The 21,797-nt window shown below is 54.1% G+C and carries 12 protein-coding genes and 2 CRISPR repeat arrays (1 of these 14 only partly in view); of the genes, 10 read left to right on the top strand and 2 right to left on the bottom strand.

All coding sequences use genetic code 11. The features are described 5' to 3' along the window. The first annotated feature begins 11 nt into the window (after positions 1-11). The 10 genes from DAAHT2_RS07835 (at position 12) to cas6f (ending at position 12,178) form a co-directional block, all read left to right on the top strand. Positions 12-1,241 (top strand): MFS transporter, encoded by a 1,230-nt coding sequence (locus DAAHT2_RS07835; RefSeq protein ID WP_013163755.1) that lies wholly within the window; start codon positions 12-14, stop codon positions 1,239-1,241. A gap of 233 nt (positions 1,242-1,474) precedes the next feature. Then, positions 1,475-2,479 carry a helix-turn-helix transcriptional regulator gene (locus tag DAAHT2_RS07830; protein WP_013163754.1) on the top strand — a complete coding sequence of 335 codons (1,005 nt, stop codon included), beginning with the start codon at positions 1,475-1,477 and terminating at the stop codon, positions 2,477-2,479. A gap of 157 nt (positions 2,480-2,636) precedes the next feature. Then, positions 2,637-3,053, top strand: a complete 417-nt coding sequence (locus tag DAAHT2_RS07825) for a BRO-N domain-containing protein (protein ID WP_013163753.1) — start codon at positions 2,637-2,639, stop codon at positions 3,051-3,053. A gap of 189 nt (positions 3,054-3,242) precedes the next feature. Next, a complete protein-coding gene (locus DAAHT2_RS07820) occupies positions 3,243-3,881 on the top strand; it encodes a hypothetical protein (RefSeq protein ID WP_013163752.1) in 639 nt (212 codons plus the stop codon). A 50-nt stretch (positions 3,882-3,931) separates the two neighbouring features. Next, a complete protein-coding gene (gene cas1f, locus DAAHT2_RS07815) occupies positions 3,932-4,909 on the top strand; it encodes a type I-F CRISPR-associated endonuclease Cas1f (RefSeq protein ID WP_013163751.1) in 978 nt (325 codons plus the stop codon). Then, entirely contained in the window at positions 4,906-8,181 is a 3,276-nt protein-coding gene (cas3f, locus tag DAAHT2_RS07810) for a type I-F CRISPR-associated helicase Cas3f (RefSeq protein ID WP_013163750.1), read from the top strand. Before cas1f ends, cas3f begins: the two co-directional genes overlap by 4 nt. 66 nt (positions 8,182-8,247) lie before the next feature. After that, a complete protein-coding gene (gene csy1, locus DAAHT2_RS07805; protein WP_013163749.1) occupies positions 8,248-9,621 on the top strand; it encodes a type I-F CRISPR-associated protein Csy1 in 1,374 nt (457 codons plus the stop codon). After that, the gene (gene csy2, locus DAAHT2_RS07800) at positions 9,618-10,577 is read left to right on the top strand and encodes a type I-F CRISPR-associated protein Csy2 (protein WP_013163748.1); all 960 of its coding nucleotides are present in this window, start codon (positions 9,618-9,620) and stop codon (positions 10,575-10,577) included. Before csy1 ends, csy2 begins: the two co-directional genes overlap by 4 nt. A 15-nt stretch (positions 10,578-10,592) precedes the next feature. Next, a complete protein-coding gene (gene csy3 / locus DAAHT2_RS07795; protein WP_013163747.1) occupies positions 10,593-11,612 on the top strand; it encodes a type I-F CRISPR-associated protein Csy3 in 1,020 nt (339 codons plus the stop codon). 11 nt (positions 11,613-11,623) lie between these two features. Beyond that, a complete protein-coding gene (gene cas6f / locus DAAHT2_RS07790) occupies positions 11,624-12,178 on the top strand; it encodes a type I-F CRISPR-associated endoribonuclease Cas6/Csy4 (RefSeq protein ID WP_041719515.1) in 555 nt (184 codons plus the stop codon). 127 nt (positions 12,179-12,305) lie between these two features. After that, positions 12,306-19,248: direct repeats of the CRISPR family, unit length 28 nt; unit sequence GTTCACTGCCGCACAGGCAGCTCAGAAA. Between the two features lie 54 nt (positions 19,249-19,302). Here cas6f and istB read toward each other — a convergent pair. Both istB and istA read right to left on the bottom strand, forming a co-directional pair. Beyond that, a complete protein-coding gene (istB, locus tag DAAHT2_RS07785) occupies positions 19,303-20,043 on the bottom strand; it encodes an IS21-like element helper ATPase IstB (RefSeq protein WP_013163745.1) in 741 nt (246 codons plus the stop codon). Next, positions 20,030-21,553 carry an IS21 family transposase gene (istA, locus tag DAAHT2_RS07780; protein WP_013163744.1) on the bottom strand — a complete coding sequence of 508 codons (1,524 nt, stop codon included), beginning with the start codon at positions 21,551-21,553 and terminating at the stop codon, positions 20,030-20,032. Before istA ends, istB begins: the two co-directional genes overlap by 14 nt. A 138-nt stretch (positions 21,554-21,691) precedes the next feature. Next, a CRISPR array of direct repeats spans positions 21,692-21,797; the repeat unit is 29 nt; unit sequence ATGTTCCCCGCACTCGCGGGGATGAACCG (it continues 2,366 nt past the right edge of the window).

The raw sequence follows: 21,797 nt of genomic DNA, 5'->3' as shown, positions 1-21,797 counted from the left end.
CGGCGGGGTCCATGATGATTAAAAACTTCTTCCAGGGGTTTGGCGCCCTTTTTGCCGTTCATCCCCGCCTGGCGCTTTTCCCGCTGGCGGCGGTGGCCACCTCCAGTTTTGGCCAGACCTTTTATGTTTCGGTCTTTGGTGAGGAACTGCGGGACGCTTTCAACCTTTCCCATACCATGTACGGCGGCCTCTACAGTGGCGCCACCCTGGTAAGTGCCTTGCTGCTGCTGCGTTTTGGCCCCCTGGCCGATACCTGGCCGTTAAACCGGGCGGTTAACCTGGCGGTGGTGGTGCTGGCCCTGGGCTGTCTGCTGATCGGCCTGGCCCCCGGCGTCTGGCTGCTCTTTGCCGGTTTTGTCCTGATCCGCTTTGGCGGCCAGGGTTTTGTGGCCCATCTGGGCATGACCGCCGCCGCCCGCTATTTTGCCGCCCACCGGGGCAAGGCGGTGGCCCTGGGGGCGCTGGGGATTCCCCTGGGCGAGGCCCTGCTGCCGGCGGCGGCGGTCTTGCTGATGACCCGGGGCGACTGGCGCTGGCCCTGGCTGGCGGCGGTACTGTTCCTGCTGCTGGTGATCTTGCCCCTGCTGCGTACTTTGAGCCGGGAGACGCCGGCACCGGCCAAGGCCGCCGCCGCTGATCCGGCCGGCCCGCAACAGTTTACCCGGGCCGAGGTACTGCGTGAGCCGGGCTTTTACTTTCTGCTGCCGGCGGTGATGGCCACCCCTTTTGTGGTCACCGCCATGCTCTTTCACCAGTCGGCGCTGGTTATCTTGCGGGGCTGGTCCCTGGAGCTGCTGGCCGGCGCCTTTGTGGTTTTTGCCGTGGGGCATTTGCTGAGCCTGGTGGTGGCCGGGCCGCTGGTGGACCGGCTGGGTTCCCATCGCTCCCTGCCCCTGGCCCTGCTGCCCATGTTCGGCGGGCTGCTGTTGCTGGCGGCCTTCACCGGCCCCTGGGTGCTTTATTGTTACCTGGCCCTGCTGGGGGCCAGTATCGGCCTGGCCACCACCGCCGGCGGTACCATCTGGGCCGATCGTTACGGGGTGCTGCACCTGGGCGCCATCCGTTCCCTGGTACACGCCGCCATCGTCTTCTCCACCGCCGTCGCTCCCATCCTGGCCGGTCTGCTGCTGGACAGCGGCCTGGGCGTTCCGGCCCTGGCCCTGGCCATGGCCGCCTACTGCCTGATCGCCGCCACCCTGGCCCTCGCCGCCCCGGCCTCGCCCAAGGCGGTTGCTTCTTAAAAGGTTAACTTCTTGCTTCAAAAAACATTTCGAGTACCTTAAGAAAGCCTGGTAGCTTGCATGGCTCAAGCCACCGGGGCACGCTTGCGGCGGCATGGCCATTTTACTGATACTGTTTGCAGCGGAATCCTGCCGGTTGTTTATCCGGCATTTTTGGGCTCCGCCTCGCCGTTTGCTTTGGTTTGTGCAGGCAACGGCAGGCAACCAAGTTGGCATTAACGCAGGGGGGCGTTGTGGGGAGCAACCTGGTTTATGCGCGTTACCACTGGTTTGATCAACAGATTCGCCGGGAGCGGTTTCCCAATGCCCCGGCCCTGGCTGCCGAGTTTGGAATCAGCGAACGTACCGCCGGGCGCGCCATCGAGGCCATGCGGGTGGAGTTCGACGCCCCCCTGCACTATGTGCACGCCCGCCGGGGCTACACTTACTTGGACGATCAGTTTCAACTGCCGCCGTTCTGGCTCAGCCAGGAAGAGATTTTCGCCGTCCTGCTGGCCAGGAATCTGCTTTCCTGTTGTGCCGACGGCCTGATCAGCCAGGCCATCGCCTCCCTTAATCGCAAACTGTTGCAACAGATCGCCGACCACGGTCTTGCGGCGGAAAAGTTCGATCAACTATTCTCCGCCACCTGGCCGGGCTACGCTCCGGCCCCGGCCGAGGTCTTCCGGCCGGCCACCAAGGCCCTGCTGGAACAGCGCCTCTTTGCCTTCGATTACTCATCCCCCCTCGATCAAAACGGCAATTACCACTCCCGCCTGGTGGAACCCCACCACCTGCAACACTATCAGGGCAACTGGGTGCTGCTGGCCCGCTGTCGTAAGCGCTGCGATTGGCGCAAGTTCGTCCTTTCCCGAATGCAGAATCCACAGATCAGCACAGAAACCTTCACCCCGCACCCCCGCCGGGAATGGCTGCCCCACCTGGAAGGAGCCTACGGCATCTTCCAGGGCCGCTCCCCGGAAACGGCAATCATCCGCTTCACCCCGGCCCGCGCCCCCTGGATAAAGGAACAGCTCTGGCACCCGGACCAACGCCTGGAAGCCACCCCGGACGGCGGCCTGCTGCTGACCCTGCCTGTGGCCGACTACCGGGAAATCAAGCTCCGCCTGCTCCAGTTCGGCGCCGACGCCGAGGTGCTGGCTCCAGCCGGTCTGAGGGCAGAAATTCAGCGCGAAGCCAAGGCATTGGCCGAACTGTACCGGAGGCCGCCGGCGGGAGACGGAAAAACAGAAAAATGAAACGAATTGCCCGTGAAAAAAACCAAAATTTCCAAAAAAAAAATTACCAGGACACTGGTTGACGGGGTAGGTGTGTTATGAGGGGAAGGCAACTGTTGCACAAAATGCAACAGTTGCCCGGTGAAGTTGGCAGGTACGCCGTGCGGAGGGAATGGCGGTGAGAGAGAAAGAAACCTTACCCATTGCTTTTGAAGGGAGAAAAATCCGGCAAGCCCGCCATGAGGGCGAGTGGTGGTTTGCGGTTGAGGATGTCAGCGGGGCGCTTACTGATCAATCGGATGGCGCGGCATCCTGGCGACAGTTGCAGCAGAGCCTTGAAGCGGAGGGCTGCGAGGTTGGGACCTTGTGTTGCGCCCTGGAACTGCCGGCGTCCGATGGCAGGATACGCCGAACCGATTGCGTCACCCTCGAAGGCATCTTCCGGATAGTGCAATCCGTTTCCTCACCCAAAGCAGAGATTTTCAAGCGATGGCTGGCCAGGGTAGCTGCGGAACCGGTACCCCCGCATGGTTGCCAGACTAATCTCGACACGGTTTTAACCATGCTGGAAGACGCGGCCTGTGAGCAGAAATAGCCTGTGAGGCCGGGGCGTTGGCTGAGTTGTACCGTCCTCAGCCGGCAAATCAAAAATGTGCGGCGAAAAAAATGACCCAAACGCCAAAATAAATTTTACCCAGACACAAAATGATAAGGTAGGTGTGATATGAAAGTAAGGCAGTACACCATGTTTTGAGCAAAAAATGCGTAAAAATGGCGGTAAAAAATGAAGGCGGAAGCTTTTCTTGAACAGGCTGAAAAAATCCGGCAGCCGGTCATTCTCCTTGAGGGCACACGCAAAGTACCCGCTGAAGCGGCCCCGCGCTTGATCTCTCTGGCAACCAAACTGGCCGAATTATTGCCGGCAGCGATCTTCCGCAGCGGTAACGCCGAGGGCTCGGACACCCTCTTTTTCAAGGGCTTGGCGGAGATTGACCCCAACCGGCGGGAATACATCCTCCCTTACCCCGGTGCCGGTAAAAAACGACTCAGGCCCCAGGCAAGGGTATTCTCCCTGGCCGATCTGGCACCGGAAGAGCTTGCCGAAGTGGCAAAGGTCACCTTGGCCGCCTCCCCGGATCTGCAAAACCTGGTGCAGGGCTTTCTGGAGCGGGGCCGCAACCGTTTAACCAACAAGGCAATGTACCTGATGCGTGACGCCCTGAAAGTGGTGGGCGCCCCCTCGCTGGAGCTACCGCCGGCCAATTTCGCCTTCTTCTTCGCCAACCCGGAAAATCCGCTTGCCGGCGGCACCGGCCACACCATCCGGGTTTGCCGTGATATGGGGCTGCCCACTTTTGTGCAGAATGAATTGAATAACTGGGGTTGTTGGGGCAAAAATAAGCTTTTTTCTGCCTCGTTTTAGCAAAAAGCACCACACATTCAAATATATCTATTAAGCGGGTGACTACTACGATGGAAAATTTTACCCCCTCAGACTTGAAAACGATTCTTCATTCCAAGCGCGCCAATATTTACTATCTGGAACATTGCCGGGTGCTGGTCAGCGGTGGCCGGGTTGAATATGTAACCGAAGAGGGCAGAAAATCGTTGTATTGGAATATCCCCATTGCCAATACCACTTCAATCCTGCTTGGCACCGGCACTTCCATTACCCAGTCGGCGATGCGGGAATTGGCCAAAGCGGGAGTATTGGTTGGTTTTTGCGGTGGCGATGGAACGCCACTGTTCGCCGCCAATGAAGTGCAGGTTGACATTTCATGGTTGACCTCACAAAGCGAATACCGGCCGACAGAGTATTTGCAGCACTGGGTAAGCTTTTGGTTTGACGAAGAAAAACGTGTTGAAGCAGCCAAGGGGTTCCAGGTGGTGCGTATGGAACAGATTGCCAAAATCTGGCTTGGTAAAAAACTGGAGCGGGAAGATGGCTTTGTTGTTGATGAATCCAAGCTGACTGGTTTATTGGCAGAGTTTCGCACCAAAACGGAACAGGCCATAGATACCAATGAAATCCTGGCTCAGGAGGCGAAACTTACCAAAGCACTTTACAAGATTGCAGCAAACACAGTTCGATATGGCGACTTTACCCGTTCAAAACGCGGAGCGGGGATTGACGCGGCCAATCGTTTTCTGGATCACGGTAACTATCTGGCTTACGGATTGGGAGCCACGGCGGCCTGGGTTTTGGGGCTACCGCATGGTTTGTCGGTTTTACACGGTAAAACCCGCCGGGGCGGTCTGGTCTTTGATATCGCTGATTTGGTCAAGGATGCCATGGTCTTGCCGCAGGCTTTCATCGCGGCTACAAACGGTGAGGATGATATGGAGTTCAGGCAACGTTGCACTCAGGGTTTCAACCGTTTCGGCGCCCTGGATATCATGATCGATTGTCTGAAAGAGACAGCATCCGCTCTAAGCAAGGTGGGCCGGTGAATATCCTTTTGATTTCGCAGTGCAGCAAGAATGCTCTGCCCGTAACACGTCGGGTTTTGGATCATTTTGCAGAACGTAAAGGGGAACGTACCTGGCAAACCGCCATTACCCAGGAAGGCCTGCACACACTGCGCAAAATGTTGCGCAGGAGTGCTCGGCGCAACACAGCCGTGGCCTGCCACTGGATAAGAGCGGCCAATCGGACGGAAATGCTCTGGATTGTTGGCAACGCTCGAAAATTCAGCGCCAGTGGAGCGGTGCCAACCAATACGACTACCCGTGACATACTCCGCACGGAACGGGAAAATGACTGGCATACCATGGAAGATGTAGCTCTGCTGGCGGGATTGGCAGGGTTGTTTCACGATTTTGGCAAGGCAAATAAGATTTTTCAGGCCAAATTAAAGGCGAAAACAAAGAGCAAAACCAAAGAAGCATTTCGACACGAATGGGTTTCTTTGCGGATTTTTCAGGCTTTTGTGACTGGCTGTACGGATTGGGAATGGCTGGAAAAACTAAGCCGGATCAACGGGGAGGATGAATCATCGCTTTTGGCGGCATTGCGCAAGGATGGACTTGATAAACGACTCGGCAATCCTTTCGGCACCCTGCAAACTCCACTGGCTAAAACCGTTGGCTGGCTGATTGTGGCCCATCATCGTTTGCCTAAATGGCCTGGCAAGGACCAGGAAGGTAATGCTCCTCCGCTGGGTCAAATTGACCAATGGCTGGAAAGTTTTATTTTTGATTCGGCTTGGAATTCCGGGAGGATACCCCCGTCGGAGTTAGCAAAAAATGAACAGGCAATATGGACCTTTCCCCATGGTGTCCCCCTGCGCAGCAAAACCTGGCGCCACAAAGCTCGGTCACTGGCGGCCAGAGCTTTAAGCCGGGCCGGAAAAAGCTTTTTTGACCGGGACTGGATGAGTGAGCCGTTCACCATGCACATGGCCAGGCTGGCTTTGATGCTGGCAGATCATTATTACTCATCCCGCGAACCCAACACGCTCTGGCAGTGCAGCCACTATAAAGCCTTTGCCAACACCGATAAACCCACCGGCAACCTGAAACAGAAACTGGATGAACACGTTATCGGTGTTTCTCGCAACGCCCTTGTTGTGGCCCGCGGGCTCAGTTTTATAAGGCGCACTTTGCCGGCAATTACCCGTCACAGAAAATTTAAGCAACGCAGCACCAAGGAACGATTTCGTTGGCAAGACCGGGCTTACGATTTGGCCTGCAACACCAGAAGGAGGGCTCTTGAGCACGGTTTTTTCGGGGTCAACATGGCATCGACCGGCTGTGGTAAAACCTTTGCCAACGCCCGTATCATGTACGGCCTGGCCGACGAGAATATTGGCTGCCGTTTCAGTGTGGCCCTGGGTTTGCGGACATTGACCCTGCAAACCGGCAGTGCGCTGCGAGAACGCCTCGGTTTGCAAGACGATGATTTGGCGGTCCTGATCGGCTCCAGGGCAGTGAGCCGACTTTATGATGAAGCGAGCGAAGCTCAATCCTCGGAGTCGGCTGAGGAGCTGTTTTCCGAACAGGAGTATGTCAGCTACGATGGGTCGCTGGATGATGGCGTGATAGGCAAATGGCTGAACAACTGCTCTCCCAAACTGCACCAACTGTTAAGTGCCCCGATTCTGGTCAGCACCATAGATCATCTGATGCCAGCGACTGAGTGCGACCGGGGCGGTCGGCAGATTGCCCCTATGCTGCGCTTGTTTACATCCGACCTGGTACTTGATGAGCCCGATGATTTTGATCTTGATGACTTGCCGGCGCTGACTCGACTGGTCCACTGGGCTGGAATGCTCGGCTCCAAAGTTTTGCTTTCCTCGGCCACCTTGCCGCCATCATTAATCAAAGCCCTTTTTGCCGCCTATGCTGCTGGCCGTCGGATTTTTCAGGATGTCTACGGAGAGCCTGGCCGAAAAGTAAATATTTGTTGTGCCTGGTTTGATGAAATAGAGGCGTCCCAAAGCGACCATCACGATCCGGAAGATTTTATCGCCGCCCATGAATCATTTGCCGGCAAAAGAGTAACCAGGCTACTCGATGCTGACCCGGTACGGCAAGCTGAGTTGTTGCCGGTTGAAGTAGCAGAATGTAATTCTGATGCGGCTATTGCGGCCATAGCCGATGTCTCTGAGCAGTCGATAAGGGAATTGCATGATTGTCATGCGACAACTCATCCCAAAAGCGGCAAGCGGGTTTCTATCGGGCTATTGCGGATGGCCAATATCAATCCCTTGGTGGCGGTGGCAAAACAGCTGCTAACGAAAGAACCGCCGCCTGACTTTCATATTCATTACTGTGCTTACCACAGTCAGCATCCGTTGGCCGTACGCTCCGCTATGGAGCGTCGCCTGGATGCAGCGTTGACCAGACATGAAAAGGACGCCATTTGGCATCCCGGTGGGGAAATTGCCCGAACAATCTCCGCTCACCCGGAGAAAAACCATATCTTTGTGGTGCTGGCCACGGCGGTGGCAGAGGTAGGGCGAGACCATGATTACGATTGGGCGATTGTCGAGCCCAGTTCCATGCGGTCGATAATCCAATTGGCCGGGAGGATTCTGCGACATCGAGGTGGAACTCCGGACACATCCAACCTGCGGATTCTCTCCAAGAATTACAAGGCACTGATCGGGCGTGAGGTGGCATTTGAAAAGCCGGGTTTTGAGTCGAAAAGCTTCAATCTTGGCTCCCACGACCTTCATGATCTGCTTGAGGCGGAGCAATGGCGAATCGTCCGGGCCATACCCCGGATTGTGGAACGGAACCCTCTTGATTTTAAAAATAACCTGGTGGACCTGGAACATGCCCATACAGCAGCGCGGTTATTCGGTAATAATGACCTGAATATAAAAAGCTATGCCGCTCTTTGGTGGGAACATCATGCCCATTGGTGCTTCGAGTTGCAGCGTCGTAGCCCTTTCCGCAAAAGTGAGCCGAGAGTGGAGTATATGTTCCATTTGGAAGACGAGGGCGATGAGCCACAATTCAAAATGGTTGATCAACAGAGGGGTGGTGTGCTGATACCTGCTGCCCAAACACTCCGACCGGCCAACGTGATATTGGCACAAAGAGGGATTTCATTTTGGGGTGATAACAATATCGCCCGAATTTTGCTGGAGTTGTCCGAGTCGCTGGATATGGATCTTGATCAGGCCAGTAGGGTGTTCGGGACCATCGGTCTGTCGGAAAAACAGGAAGCCAGATTGTATCACGAAGGATTGGGGGTGTATGACGAACTTGTTTAGAATCCCGGACAGGTCATCGATATTCCTGGGCAACAATATGGCTAAAACTTAATCAAGGGGGTAATTATGGAGCAACGAGCGGCGGTCATGTCACAGAAAATTGTGGAATATATCCGGGTTAGAAGGGATGCAAAGCTCGAAGATTTTGACAAAAAAGCCAATAGTGAGCGCAAAAAAGTCTCCGACCCCAACCTGCTGGCAAGCCTGGAGCAAGAGTTGGCGGAAAAGCGCCAAACGCAGGAGGCCAAGTACGAAGTTTCCGAATGGTTGACTGATGCAGCCGCCCGGGCCAAGCAGATCCAAATGGTTACCCATGCCCTGAAGTATACCCATCCAGACGCCAGGGGCAGTAGTTTGTATGCCGTTGGTGGTGAAACTCAACCTGAAAGTTACCGGCAAAACTCGCTGCTCAGTACAGCGTCTTTGCATAAGCCGGCCATAGATGTTGTGGGAAACGCGGCCGCTTTAGATGTGGCTGGACTGCTTCAACTGGAAGTTGATGGCGTGGCTCTGATTGAATTTATCAGGCAAGGGGATATTGCTCCGCTGTTGCCAATTGCGAAAAACGAACAACAGGCCAGCTCCTGGTTGACAGGTTTTTGCCGGGCTCTCGACAACAAGGAAACGGGTGCGCACAAGCTGTCAAAGCAGATTTATTTTCCAGATAGTTCAGGAGGTTATCATCTTGTGGCGCCGTTATATTCATCCTCATTTGCTCAAGCTCTGTATGAACGTATCGCAACAGCCCGATTCGGCGAGGAGGCCAAGGAGGGTAGAAAAGCAAAACGTGATAAGAAGTTCAGCGTATTTAAGGTTGTCGATTACCCCAACACGGCCATGCAAAAATTTGGCGGCTCTAATGCACAAAATATCAGCCAATTGAATGCAAGAAGGAATGGCTCAGCTTTTTTGCTGCAATGCTCTCCTCCTTCTTGGGTACGGAAACTTACCCCCCCTCTGAAAGTTAAAACCGTTTTTTCATGGCACCATTTTGGCTTTCGGGCGCATGGGACTATTAAAGACTTGCGACGGTTCCTTGAGAAAAACGCCAAAAAAACTAGCACCATAACCATCCGTGAACGCCGGGGAGCTTACATTGATGAACTGATGGACCTGCTTGTCCAATACGCGGCAAGTATTCAAAAGCTTGCAGGTGTGGGGGGGTGGAGCGCCTCCCCGGATTGCCGCCTACACCGTGCTGAACAGCTTTGGCTTGACCCTCGTCGCGTTGCGAAAGATGTCGAATTCGCCCAAGAGCGTGAAAAAAATGATTGGCAGGTGGAAATCGCTGATCGTTTTGCTCTTTGGCTTAACCACAACCTCAAATCCGATCTGCTCAAACTCGGTGATATGGAACATCGAGAATGGCAAAGTTTGCTTGCCAGTAAACTTCGACTGCTCAAAGACGATCTGCACGATGAGCCGGAGGTGCACGCATGATGGATACCATGCTGATTTTACGAAATATAAAAGTCGAAAACGCCAATGCCATTGCCGGGGTGACGTGGGGTTTCCCGGCCATATCCAATTTTTTGGGTTTTGTCCACGCTATTTCCAGAAAGTTACCTCCTCATTTTTCTCTGCAACCCAATGGGTGTGGAATTGTATGCCATGATTTTCAGGTCAATGCTCACCAGCCCAAGGGATGGGGGGATTATGTGTTTGCGCTGACTCGAAATCCTTTAACCAAGCAGGGCGAAACGGCGTCATTTGTCGAAGAGGGTCGGATGCACATGGACGTGTCAATGATAATTCCATGTGACGGCGAGGTTCCCATTAATCTGGACCCTGAAGAAGTCACGGAACAAATTGAACAATTGCTGCTGGAACATCGGCTGGCTGGTGGAACTATTCTGGAGGTTGGGGCCATAGAGCTTGTGCGTTTGCCGGAGGAAGAGGCCTCGCTGGCAAAATTTGAACGCCGGCAATTACGTAAATTGCTTCCAGGCTTCGCTCTTGTCCAGCGAGCCGATTTGCTGGCCCAACATACCGAAAAATGCTTCCAGCAAAATCCAGAGATGGATGCGATGGATGCCTGGCTTGATTTTTCTGCTTTGAAATTCATGGCGGTTGTAGAGGGCGATAACGAAAATCAGGACGATCATTCCGGCAAGGTTGAGTGGCAATACATCCCGAAACCGGGAAAAGGCTGGTTGGTGCCCATTACTGTTGGGTATCGAGGGATTTCCGACCTGTTCGAGCCCGGAGAGGTGCTCAAGGCAAGAGATTCCTCGGTTCCTTTTCGTTTTGTGGAGTCGGCATATTCCATTGGCGAATGGTTGAGTCCTCATCGTCTTGGCAAGATACAGCAGTTGGTTTGGCGCTACGATGTTGATCCGGAATCTGGTTGGTATTTGTGTAAAAATGATTATCAGCCCGAAAAAACAGCAAATTAAGAAAAGGAGGAGGTTATGGCTTTAAAAACTGCATCTGTTCTGGCTTTTGAACGCAAATTGGCAAATTCCGATGCTCTTATGCATGCCGGTAACTGGACCGAACGTGAAAATGGCAGCAACTGGCGGCCAGTGACCATCATTGGCAAAGATGTCAGGGGAACCATTTCCAATCGTTTAAAAAGCAGCATCCAGAATGATCCGGCCAAACTGGATGCCGAAATTCAAAAACCCAATCTTCAAAGGGTTGATGTGGCCGCTCTTCCTTTTGATGCTGATACCTTAAGGGTAAGTTTCAGCCTGCGGGTATTGGGGAAAATCGACCAGCCTTCGGCCTGTAATGATTCCGCGTACCAGGAAGCTCTGGCAACGGTTATTAAATCTTATGCTGATAACCACGGGCTTGCTGACCTGGCGCATCGTTACGCGACAAACATAGCAAACGCCCGTTTTCTCTGGCGCAACAGGGTCGGAGCCGAGCAGGTTGAAGTGCGGGTGCGACATATAAAGGATCAGCAAACCATGAAGGAGTGGATTTTTTCTGCCAGCCAATACGAGTTGCGTGATTTTGCCAATTCTGGCGGCGAACTGGCTGAAATGGCTGAGGTCATCAGGCAAGGGTTGGCGGGGGAGTCTTTTTCGTTTTTGCTTATCGAAGCCTATGCCCTGATTGGAGCCGGCCAGGAGGTTTTTCCTTCACAAGAGTTGGTGTTGGATAGCGGCGGAAACAGCCGGAAAAGTAAAACCCTGTACCAAGTGGATGGAGTGGCGGCGCTTCATTCTCAAAAAATCGGCAATGCTTTGAGGACCATAGATACCTGGCATCCTGAAGCGGACGAAATCGGTCCCATCGCGGTTGAGCCGTACGGTTCGGTGACTAACCGTGGTAAAGCGTATCGTCAACCGAAGGAAAAAATGGATTTTTACAATTTACTTGACTCATGGGTGATCAAAAACAAAGTGCCCCCTGTAGAACAACAGCATTACGTTATTGCCACGTTGATTCGCGGAGGAGTTTTTGGCGAAAAATCAGACTGATGGTGATGGCCATGGATTGCTATGTAGAAATAAGTCTGCTACCTGACCCGGAATTTCCGGACAGCATTCTAATGAACGCTTTGTTTGCCAAATTGCACAGAGCTTTGGCTGAGAACGGAAAGCAAGAGATTGGGGTAAGCTTCCCGGAGTTTGGAAAAAAACTCAACTCGAAATTACGCATTCACGGCAGCGAAGAATCTTTAAAGCGTCTCATGGATTTGAATTGGATCCAAGGTATGAAAGATTACACCCGTGTGTCTGGTATTGCGAAAGTGCCTGACAGTTGCCAATACCGAACAGTTAAAAGGGTGCAGGCAAAAAGCAGCGTGGATCGACTATATCGACGTTCCGTAAAAAAGGGATGGCTAAGTGAAGAGAATGCGGAGCAGCAAAAGGAGCGTGCCAGGGAAGGGCGCCTAAAACTACCGTTTGTACAGCTAAAGAGCCAGACAACGGGACAACAGTTTCGGCTATTTATTCAACATGGCTCGCTGCAGGAAAAACCCGTAACCGGACGATTTTCTTCGTATGGCCTGAGTAATGAGGCCACAGTACCATGGTTTTAACCCTTTTAGTTTCGCGTTTCGTAGGTTCTTGAATTATTGTGCTTATATTTCTCGCTTCTTAAAATGGTTTTATGGCTATTTGCCTTAATGGTCTTTGAAAATCAAATAGTTACAAAAATTATTAACTGTTCACTGCCGCACAGGCAGCTCAGAAATTCAGCCAGGCATCGTGCAGGTTGGCGAAATCGTTCACTGCCGCACAGGCAGCTCAGAAAAGGAGCAGGTCCAAGCATGAGCAACCTCAACCGTTCACTGCCGCACAGGCAGCTCAGAAATTGACCGGGGGCAGGCTCAAAAGTGACCCCGAGTTCACTGCCGCACAGGCAGCTCAGAAAACCAAGCGCCAGGCCAGCAAGTACCGGGCAAAGTTCACTGCCGCACAGGCAGCTCAGAAAATAGCCGCCCGGATAGACGACACGCTATAAAGGTTCACTGCCGCACAGGCAGCTCAGAAATGATCAACATCGACGCCATCAACCTTCCCGACGTTCACTGCCGCACAGGCAGCTCAGAAAAATTTGGGATACAAGGTCGGAGAATTCCGCAACGTTCACTGCCGCACAGGCAGCTCAGAAAGCAACAAGTGGCCAAGTACCTTGGCTTACAGGGTTCACTGCCGCACAGGCAGCTCAGAAAATTACCACCCCCATCGCCCGGAGTAGTGTATGGTTCACTGCCGCACAGGCAGCTCAGAAAGGAAGCAACTCCGATCGAGCCACCGGGTGAAGGTTCACTGCCGCACAGGCAGCTCAGAAATGACAACTGCCGGGAATGCCGGGGGAGGCTGTGTTCACTGCCGCACAGGCAGCTCAGAAAACGACGCAGTTGGATTGATTGAACAAGGAGATGTTCACTGCCGCACAGGCAGCTCAGAAAAATAATGAGGCAAATAAAATGAATATCGTGAAGTTCACTGCCGCACAGGCAGCTCAGAAATGGCCAGGGGGTGGAATGATGTGGGCTACCACGTTCACTGCCGCACAGGCAGCTCAGAAATCCTACTCCTCCGTTGCGGCCCGTATCTGCCGGTTCACTGCCGCACAGGCAGCTCAGAAAATCAGAAAAGGAAATCACATCGTCAGGGATCAGTTCACTGCCGCACAGGCAGCTCAGAAAAGTACTATCAGTACTCCCTGGCCTGGCTGGAGGTTCACTGCCGCACAGGCAGCTCAGAAAAAAGCAAGAGGCGAATAATGACAAAAAACTTGTGTTCACTGCCGCACAGGCAGCTCAGAAAAAGGGTAATTTCGACCCCAACGACCCTACAACGTTCACTGCCGCACAGGCAGCTCAGAAAAGATACGGGAACACAACAGCATCCCCGCCGTCGTTCACTGCCGCACAGGCAGCTCAGAAAATGCTCTCGCCGGGTACATCATGGCCGAGCAAGTTCACTGCCGCACAGGCAGCTCAGAAAAAGGCCCGACGCTTCGCTTTGTTGCTCCACCGGTTCACTGCCGCACAGGCAGCTCAGAAATAAAACAACCGCCGAACCGGCTCCGTCCAAAGGTTCACTGCCGCACAGGCAGCTCAGAAAAGGACGACCTGCGCACCCGACTGATCCCCGGCGTTCACTGCCGCACAGGCAGCTCAGAAATGAAGGTATTCAATCATTTCATCCACCATTTGGTTCACTGCCGCACAGGCAGCTCAGAAAAGTGTGCAGCCGACAAATGCCGATGACATGGAGTTCACTGCCGCACAGGCAGCTCAGAAAAGACCCCCGACCACCATAAGCGCCCCTGTATCGTTCACTGCCGCACAGGCAGCTCAGAAAAGTCGGTGAATCTCCGAAGGGGAAGTGCTTATGTTCACTGCCGCACAGGCAGCTCAGAAAAAAATCGCGGCACCAACGCCGATGGCGGCCAGGTTCACTGCCGCACAGGCAGCTCAGAAACATAAACCATATCAATTCATCACTGCTGGTATGTTCACTGCCGCACAGGCAGCTCAGAAATGAACCATTTCCTTGTCAGACTGGCGCAGAAGGTTCACTGCCGCACAGGCAGCTCAGAAATCGGTGATAATGGCCCGGTCAATGCCAAACGCGTTCACTGCCGCACAGGCAGCTCAGAAATGAACTCTGCCACTCTAACCTTGCCGTGCAACGTTCACTGCCGCACAGGCAGCTCAGAAATCAGCGGACGGGAATCAGCGCGGGTACTCGGGCGTTCACTGCCGCACAGGCAGCTCAGAAAAAAGAGACAAAGAGCCGGACGGCACCTGCAACGTTCACTGCCGCACAGGCAGCTCAGAAATAAAACGGGGCGGGTTCCAGCGGCCCGGTGGAGTTCACTGCCGCACAGGCAGCTCAGAAATTGAAGGCTTGGCACCATACATCAACAAAATGGTTCACTGCCGCACAGGCAGCTCAGAAAACCCGGCACCATGCGGAACGATGACTCCTGCAAGTTCACTGCCGCACAGGCAGCTCAGAAAACTCTGGGGGGACCGTAACGCTGACTTGCGTTGTTCACTGCCGCACAGGCAGCTCAGAAAAGGTGCAGGGCAATCAACTCACGGTTTTGCCTTGTTCACTGCCGCACAGGCAGCTCAGAAAAGGGCGACGGACATCAGTGGAACTACTCGGTAGTTCACTGCCGCACAGGCAGCTCAGAAACTGGCCGGACTGGTGCCCGTCAGGGAAAAGATACGTTCACTGCCGCACAGGCAGCTCAGAAAAGCACCAGCCGCAGGCCGGAAAGCAGTGGTTCGTTCACTGCCGCACAGGCAGCTCAGAAAAACAAAGTCATGGCGGATCATTCGAGATTCTGCGTTCACTGCCGCACAGGCAGCTCAGAAAAAAGGGGCACTTCATTGGGGCCGATTACAATAGTTCACTGCCGCACAGGCAGCTCAGAAAAGAACCGTTTGCGATATGGTTACCTTGCCAGGGTTCACTGCCGCACAGGCAGCTCAGAAATCAATCGCGCCCCGGTATTCTTCATCATCCCGGTTCACTGCCGCACAGGCAGCTCAGAAAAGTTCACCCTTGACGCCATGGACCAGGGGGAGGTTCACTGCCGCACAGGCAGCTCAGAAAGCTTTCAACTCGCGACACCGTTTCACCGTCTGGTTCACTGCCGCACAGGCAGCTCAGAAAGGCAACAAGTCCGGGATATGGGCCGACTTCGCGTTCACTGCCGCACAGGCAGCTCAGAAATTGTAATGGCTGGCGGGGATCTCTGCCCAGGTGTTCACTGCCGCACAGGCAGCTCAGAAAATCCCCCAGGTCAAGCAATGTGTCAGTTTCGAGTTCACTGCCGCACAGGCAGCTCAGAAATTCACCGTCCCGTCTTCCTCAATTCTGATTTCGTTCACTGCCGCACAGGCAGCTCAGAAATTGAGTTCCGGCCCCGGAAACTGCTACGCAGGGTTCACTGCCGCACAGGCAGCTCAGAAACTGGGCCACAAAGACGCCAACGAGGCACTGAAAGTTCACTGCCGCACAGGCAGCTCAGAAATTACAGCGACGGATGGTGGGATGTTGAGAACAGTTCACTGCCGCACAGGCAGCTCAGAAAAATATCCTGGCAATTTGTGAAGGTGTCATTTGGTTCACTGCCGCACAGGCAGCTCAGAAACCAGCTTGACGGCACCAAATGGCAGCCAAGGGCGTTCACTGCCGCACAGGCAGCTCAGAAATGGACCATCCGCACCAGCCCGGCTGATAACAACGTTCACTGCCGCACAGGCAGCTCAGAAATCTGGCGGGAGCACCCGTCCGAGCATTTTCTGGTTCACTGCCGCACAGGCAGCTCAGAAATACGGCCAGCGGCTATGGGCGGCGCTGCAAGGGTTCACTGCCGCACAGGCAGCTCAGAAATGATCCAGGGCAGCAGCATGCGGACCATGATCGTTCACTGCCGCACAGGCAGCTCAGAAATGCGCCTCTGGATTCTCGCCGGCCTGCCCCGTCGTTCACTGCCGCACAGGCAGCTCAGAAATGATCCTGAAAAAGGCTGTGAAAGCTTACCAGGTTCACTGCCGCACAGGCAGCTCAGAAAGCTGGCTGGAACCAAAAAGTTTGTCCAAAAGCGTTCACTGCCGCACAGGCAGCTCAGAAAGACCAGACAGGGGCGGCGAGGATGTTGTCACCGTTCACTGCCGCACAGGCAGCTCAGAAATTCCCCCGCACCGGCCCTAATGGGATGGTGATGTTCACTGCCGCACAGGCAGCTCAGAAAAAACAAGGGGTGCAGACAATGATGATCCTGCCGTTCACTGCCGCACAGGCAGCTCAGAAAATCATGACAACAAACGGCGCGGCTCCCGCCGTGTTCACTGCCGCACAGGCAGCTCAGAAAAGGAAGGCCGGGTTGACCGGGCTCTCCGGGAAGTTCACTGCCGCACAGGCAGCTCAGAAATTTAGGTTTTGGCGTCAAAACAAAATCGGTTAGTTCACTGCCGCACAGGCAGCTCAGAAAACCAACCCATCTCCATCAACCAGTCGACATTTGTTCACTGCCGCACAGGCAGCTCAGAAATATTGCAGTATATAGCCGGTAAAGGGCTACTAGTTCACTGCCGCACAGGCAGCTCAGAAAATACCCATCACCCAGGCGACATTTGATCCATAGTTCACTGCCGCACAGGCAGCTCAGAAAATCGAGGTGAAACGATGAGGGTTATTTTCAACGTTCACTGCCGCACAGGCAGCTCAGAAATGGTGATCGGGTGCTGAAAGATAAGATGGCAAGTTCACTGCCGCACAGGCAGCTCAGAAACTGTCGGACTTTTATGCCCACAAACAAATGGCGTTCACTGCCGCACAGGCAGCTCAGAAATTAACAAATGCAAGGAGTGCGTCAAGAGTTACGTTCACTGCCGCACAGGCAGCTCAGAAATCGTATTCAACCGGGTAAACTTCCATCGCACCGTTCACTGCCGCACAGGCAGCTCAGAAATGACCGGGGTTCGGATCACGATTGGCGGAGGAGTTCACTGCCGCACAGGCAGCTCAGAAATGGATCGTGGTCTGCGTCTCGGTGATATCCGAGTTCACTGCCGCACAGGCAGCTCAGAAACATTACCCCCAACACCAATCAAAACCTCTTATGTTCACTGCCGCACAGGCAGCTCAGAAAAAAAAGCTTTTCAATTCTGCCAAGTTGTTTAAGTTCACTGCCGCACAGGCAGCTCAGAAAAGGTTTCCTCGCCTATTTCACGGGCTGAATATGTTCACTGCCGCACAGGCAGCTCAGAAATCTCAATAGTTAACTGTTGTCCATCTCTTTCCGTTCACTGCCGCACAGGCAGCTCAGAAATGCTTGGGCATTCAGGGGTGACAGAGAGGGCGGTTCACTGCCGCACAGGCAGCTCAGAAAATTTGCGGTTATGTGGTGGGGAGTGACAAGTAGTTCACTGCCGCACAGGCAGCTCAGAAAAACAGATCACGCATCACATACCAGGGTGTCTTGTTCACTGCCGCACAGGCAGCTCAGAAAATGAGGCTTGAGATCAAATCGCGCGCAGCGGAGTTCACTGCCGCACAGGCAGCTCAGAAAAAAAAAGGCAAAGTATACAATGGCCGACGTAAGTTCACTGCCGCACAGGCAGCTCAGAAAATTAACGAAACCGGCGACAAGATTTTCACCGTGTTCACTGCCGCACAGGCAGCTCAGAAAAGCTTGAGTGGCTGGGCGCTAGCCGGGCAAAGGTTCACTGCCGCACAGGCAGCTCAGAAAGCCCGGAATGCTATATCGCGGGGAGGTTTGTGGTTCACTGCCGCACAGGCAGCTCAGAAAATCCGTCGCTGTAAGGGATGTCCCAAGGAAAAGTTCACTGCCGCACAGGCAGCTCAGAAATTGTAGGCATCGACCATGGCCGGGGTGATCTGCGTTCACTGCCGCACAGGCAGCTCAGAAATTGGTCAGGCTGACCATGTTGAAGGCGTCGTTGTTCACTGCCGCACAGGCAGCTCAGAAATAACATTAAATACTCCATTGCGGTTTCCGGTATGTTCACTGCCGCACAGGCAGCTCAGAAAAAGACGAAATTAATAAGGTTTACACTCATCAAGTTCACTGCCGCACAGGCAGCTCAGAAACTACTAGGTAAGGTATAAAAACGCAACACAGGGTTCACTGCCGCACAGGCAGCTCAGAAAAGGTCGAAGAGTTCCGCAAGTCGCTGCGCTTCGTTCACTGCCGCACAGGCAGCTCAGAAAAAAATGGCAAAGAAGAAAGAAAGTAAGTACAAGTTCACTGCCGCACAGGCAGCTCAGAAAAAGATGGTTGTCCGGCTGAAGCAAAGGGCCACGTTCACTGCCGCACAGGCAGCTCAGAAATTGATTGAAGCGTATTACCGGGACCACCCCGATGTTCACTGCCGCACAGGCAGCTCAGAAAGCAAACGGGGGTAAACCATGGCGGTAATTATCGTTCACTGCCGCACAGGCAGCTCAGAAAAACAGAACCCCGGCCCGGTCCGGTCATAATGTGTTCACTGCCGCACAGGCAGCTCAGAAATCAACAGTGCCGGCCCGCTTGCGGCGGGGTTTGTTCACTGCCGCACAGGCAGCTCAGAAAAAAAAGGATGTCTTTGCAGGGCTCACAGTATTGTTCACTGCCGCACAGGCAGCTCAGAAATTGACCGGCTTACCACAGGGGCAAAGTTTCGGGTTCACTGCCGCACAGGCAGCTCAGAAAATACCCAGTCAGAAGGCCATGCAACGGTTTTTGTTCACTGCCGCACAGGCAGCTCAGAAAAGATCGAGTTTAGGGACTGCTCCAGATCGGATGTTCACTGCCGCACAGGCAGCTCAGAAAATCCTTCAATGTCGCCGATGTCCGGGCCATCAGTTCACTGCCGCACAGGCAGCTCAGAAATGGTGGGTCAATCGGAGTTGCTTCCGGCAAGAGTTCACTGCCGCACAGGCAGCTCAGAAAATGAACCGCCGGTGGCAAAAAAAGCACGTTCCGTTCACTGCCGCACAGGCAGCTCAGAAAGGACGAATTCCGCCGTCGAATGATGGTGAAATGTTCACTGCCGCACAGGCAGCTCAGAAACACAGGTCCATATCGGCAAAGCCGGTGGACTTGTTCACTGCCGCACAGGCAGCTGTCAATGGCCATTAGTTTTGACCCACCTTTGGCCAACAATTTTGACCCACCCCACCTCCACTATTGGGCCGTTTTCTGTTTTAGCCGATAACTTTCTCCTCCTAGCATAAAGATGTGTGAATGATGGATAATGCGATCAATGATCGGCACTGCCACGTTGTCGTTATGAAAGAACTCGCCCCAGTGGGTGAAGTCTTTATTGGTCGTGATGATCAACGACCGGTATTCGTAGAAACTGTTGATTAGCTGGAACAAATTATAGCGTGATTGCCGGCTCATCGGCAGGTAGCCGAGCTCGTCGATGACCATGAGGTCAAACTTAACCAACTGACTGACCTTTTTTTTCAGTTCACCTTTCATTTCCGCCAGCTCCAGTTCCTCAACCAGATCAAGGGCGCTGCGAAACAGAACCTTGTAGCCGGCGTTAATGGCTTTTTGGCCAATCCCAATGGCCAAATGGGTTTTGCCGACACCCGGCGGGCCAATAAAAATCACATTATTACGCTGATCGATAAAGTCGAAATCCAGCAGGGCATTGACCTGGCGCTTGTTTATTGTGGTCTGGTGACGGTAGTCGAAACCTTCCAGAATTTTTTCGGCGGGGAAGCCGGCTTTCCGGCGGTTCAGGGCGATCCGTTTACCGGTTCGTTGCTCCAGTTCGTGGTCGGCCATCATCTCCACCAGGTGCAGATAGGAAAGCTCATTGGCGTCGGCCCGGGCCAGTAGTTCCGGCAGCCGGCTGGCCGTCGCGTTGAGCCGCAAGTTGCGGTATTTGGTGGCTGTTCGTTCAATGGCATCCATGGTTCACCTCCTGGCCGAAGGGGTGGTCACCATGGCCGGCTGTTAACGATGCATACTGGCCCAACTGGATTTCGGCATCCGGAAGCCCCGTTGCCGTGATGCTGTCGCGCCCCCGTTCTTTTGAGCGGCGGGAGGAATCCAGATAGCGTTTCAAGGTCGTGGCGGTCAACGTGGGCCGCTGGGCCAGTCGGTCCACCAGGGCCTGGTCAAGGGTCTCTTCCGCCTTGAGCAGCTGAACGGCAGCCACCAGTTGATCTTTGTAAATCCGGGGCGAGGTGCTTTTCAACACTTGGCACAATCGCTCGCCCGCCGGCTGACCCAGTAATGCACATACCGCCCCTTCCAGCTCCTGGAGCCGCTGGCTGTGATCACGGTAATGATGGGTGTTTTTGATGATCTGGCCTTTTTCCAGGCAAACGGTATGGGAGGCGATCTTTTCGCCACGGCCAAGGTCGATGACCTGCAATTGTCCATCCTCGACTTGCACCCCGACCTGGCCACCCTGGTAGGCCATGGGCACCGAGTAACGATTGGCCCGCCAGGAGATCAGCCCGGTCTTGTCAACCTTGCGCCGCTCACTGGCCGCTACCGTTAAGCCGGCAGGGGTCAGATAGGGGTGCAGATGCGCCTGCTCTTCGGTCTCGAAATGATGCCGGGGAACCTGCCCGGTGGTGCCATGGGTTCGCTGGTTAGCCACCTCGTCCAGCCACTGCCGAACATAACGGCGCAGATCCTGCCGGCCGCTGAACGTCTCGCCATACAGGCAGTTCTGTTTGACATATTTGACTCCGGCTTCGACCTTGCCTTTGCTCTCGGGATCATAACCCTCGCAAGCGTGGACCCGCATACCCACCGTGGCCGCGTATTCAGCAAAGCGCTGATTAAGCGTCAACTCACGGTAAAGCTCCTCGATGACCACCAACTTGGTCTGGTCGTAAACACATTCCTCGGTAACACCGCCAAAGTAACGGAACGCCTCATCGTGAAGCTGGATAAAACGCCCGGTATCAATGGGCTCAAAGGAAAGACCGACGTACATCAGCCGGGAAAAAGATAAGACGAACACCACAAAGTACAGGGTTTGTGGCTCGCCACCGACCAGCACCCCGCGCAGCTCACCCGGGTCAACCTGGCACTGAACCCCCGGCACATGATCAATAATCGGTTCATAGTAGCGCTTTTGAGCCACAACACCGGTCTCTTTCAGGACCGATACATAACGGCGGATACTCCGATCAGACACCGCCAACCCGCTGACCTTCTCCCGCAGCTTGCGAGCCACTTTCACCGCACTGAGGCGGGGATAAGTTTCTAAAAGATAAATGATATAGCTCCGGTGCATGTCCAAACGCTTATGGCGTGCCCGGTCAACCTGCGCCTGGCTGATGACCGCCTCATCCAAGCGCAGATACTTGCGTACCGTGTTACGAGAAACACCCAGCTCCAAGGCAATAGCACGGACCGACAACCCACCTCCGTCACCGTGTAACGCTTTAATTTTGTGAATCATAACCCACTCCTTCACCAGATCCCCTCCTGTCCGTAAATAGTCGGGGACACTAATCGCTTTATGGCCGCTTGACCACTCCTCGGGGTGGGTCAAAATTGTTGGCCAGTAGTGGGTCATTTTAATTGGCCATTAACAGAAATGTTCCCCGCACTCGCGGGGATGAACCGACGAATTGCGAGACAAGGGCATCAAGACGCTGATGTTCCCCGCACTCGCGGGGATGAACCGACGTTCGGCGGACAAC

The sequence above is a fragment of the Desulfurivibrio alkaliphilus AHT 2 genome (genome assembly GCF_000092205.1).
GTDB classification, from domain to species: domain Bacteria; phylum Desulfobacterota; class Desulfobulbia; order Desulfobulbales; family Desulfurivibrionaceae; genus Desulfurivibrio; species Desulfurivibrio alkaliphilus.
The sequence above is the reverse complement of the archived record's forward strand: the minus strand, read 5'-3'. Positions and strand labels throughout refer to the sequence as shown.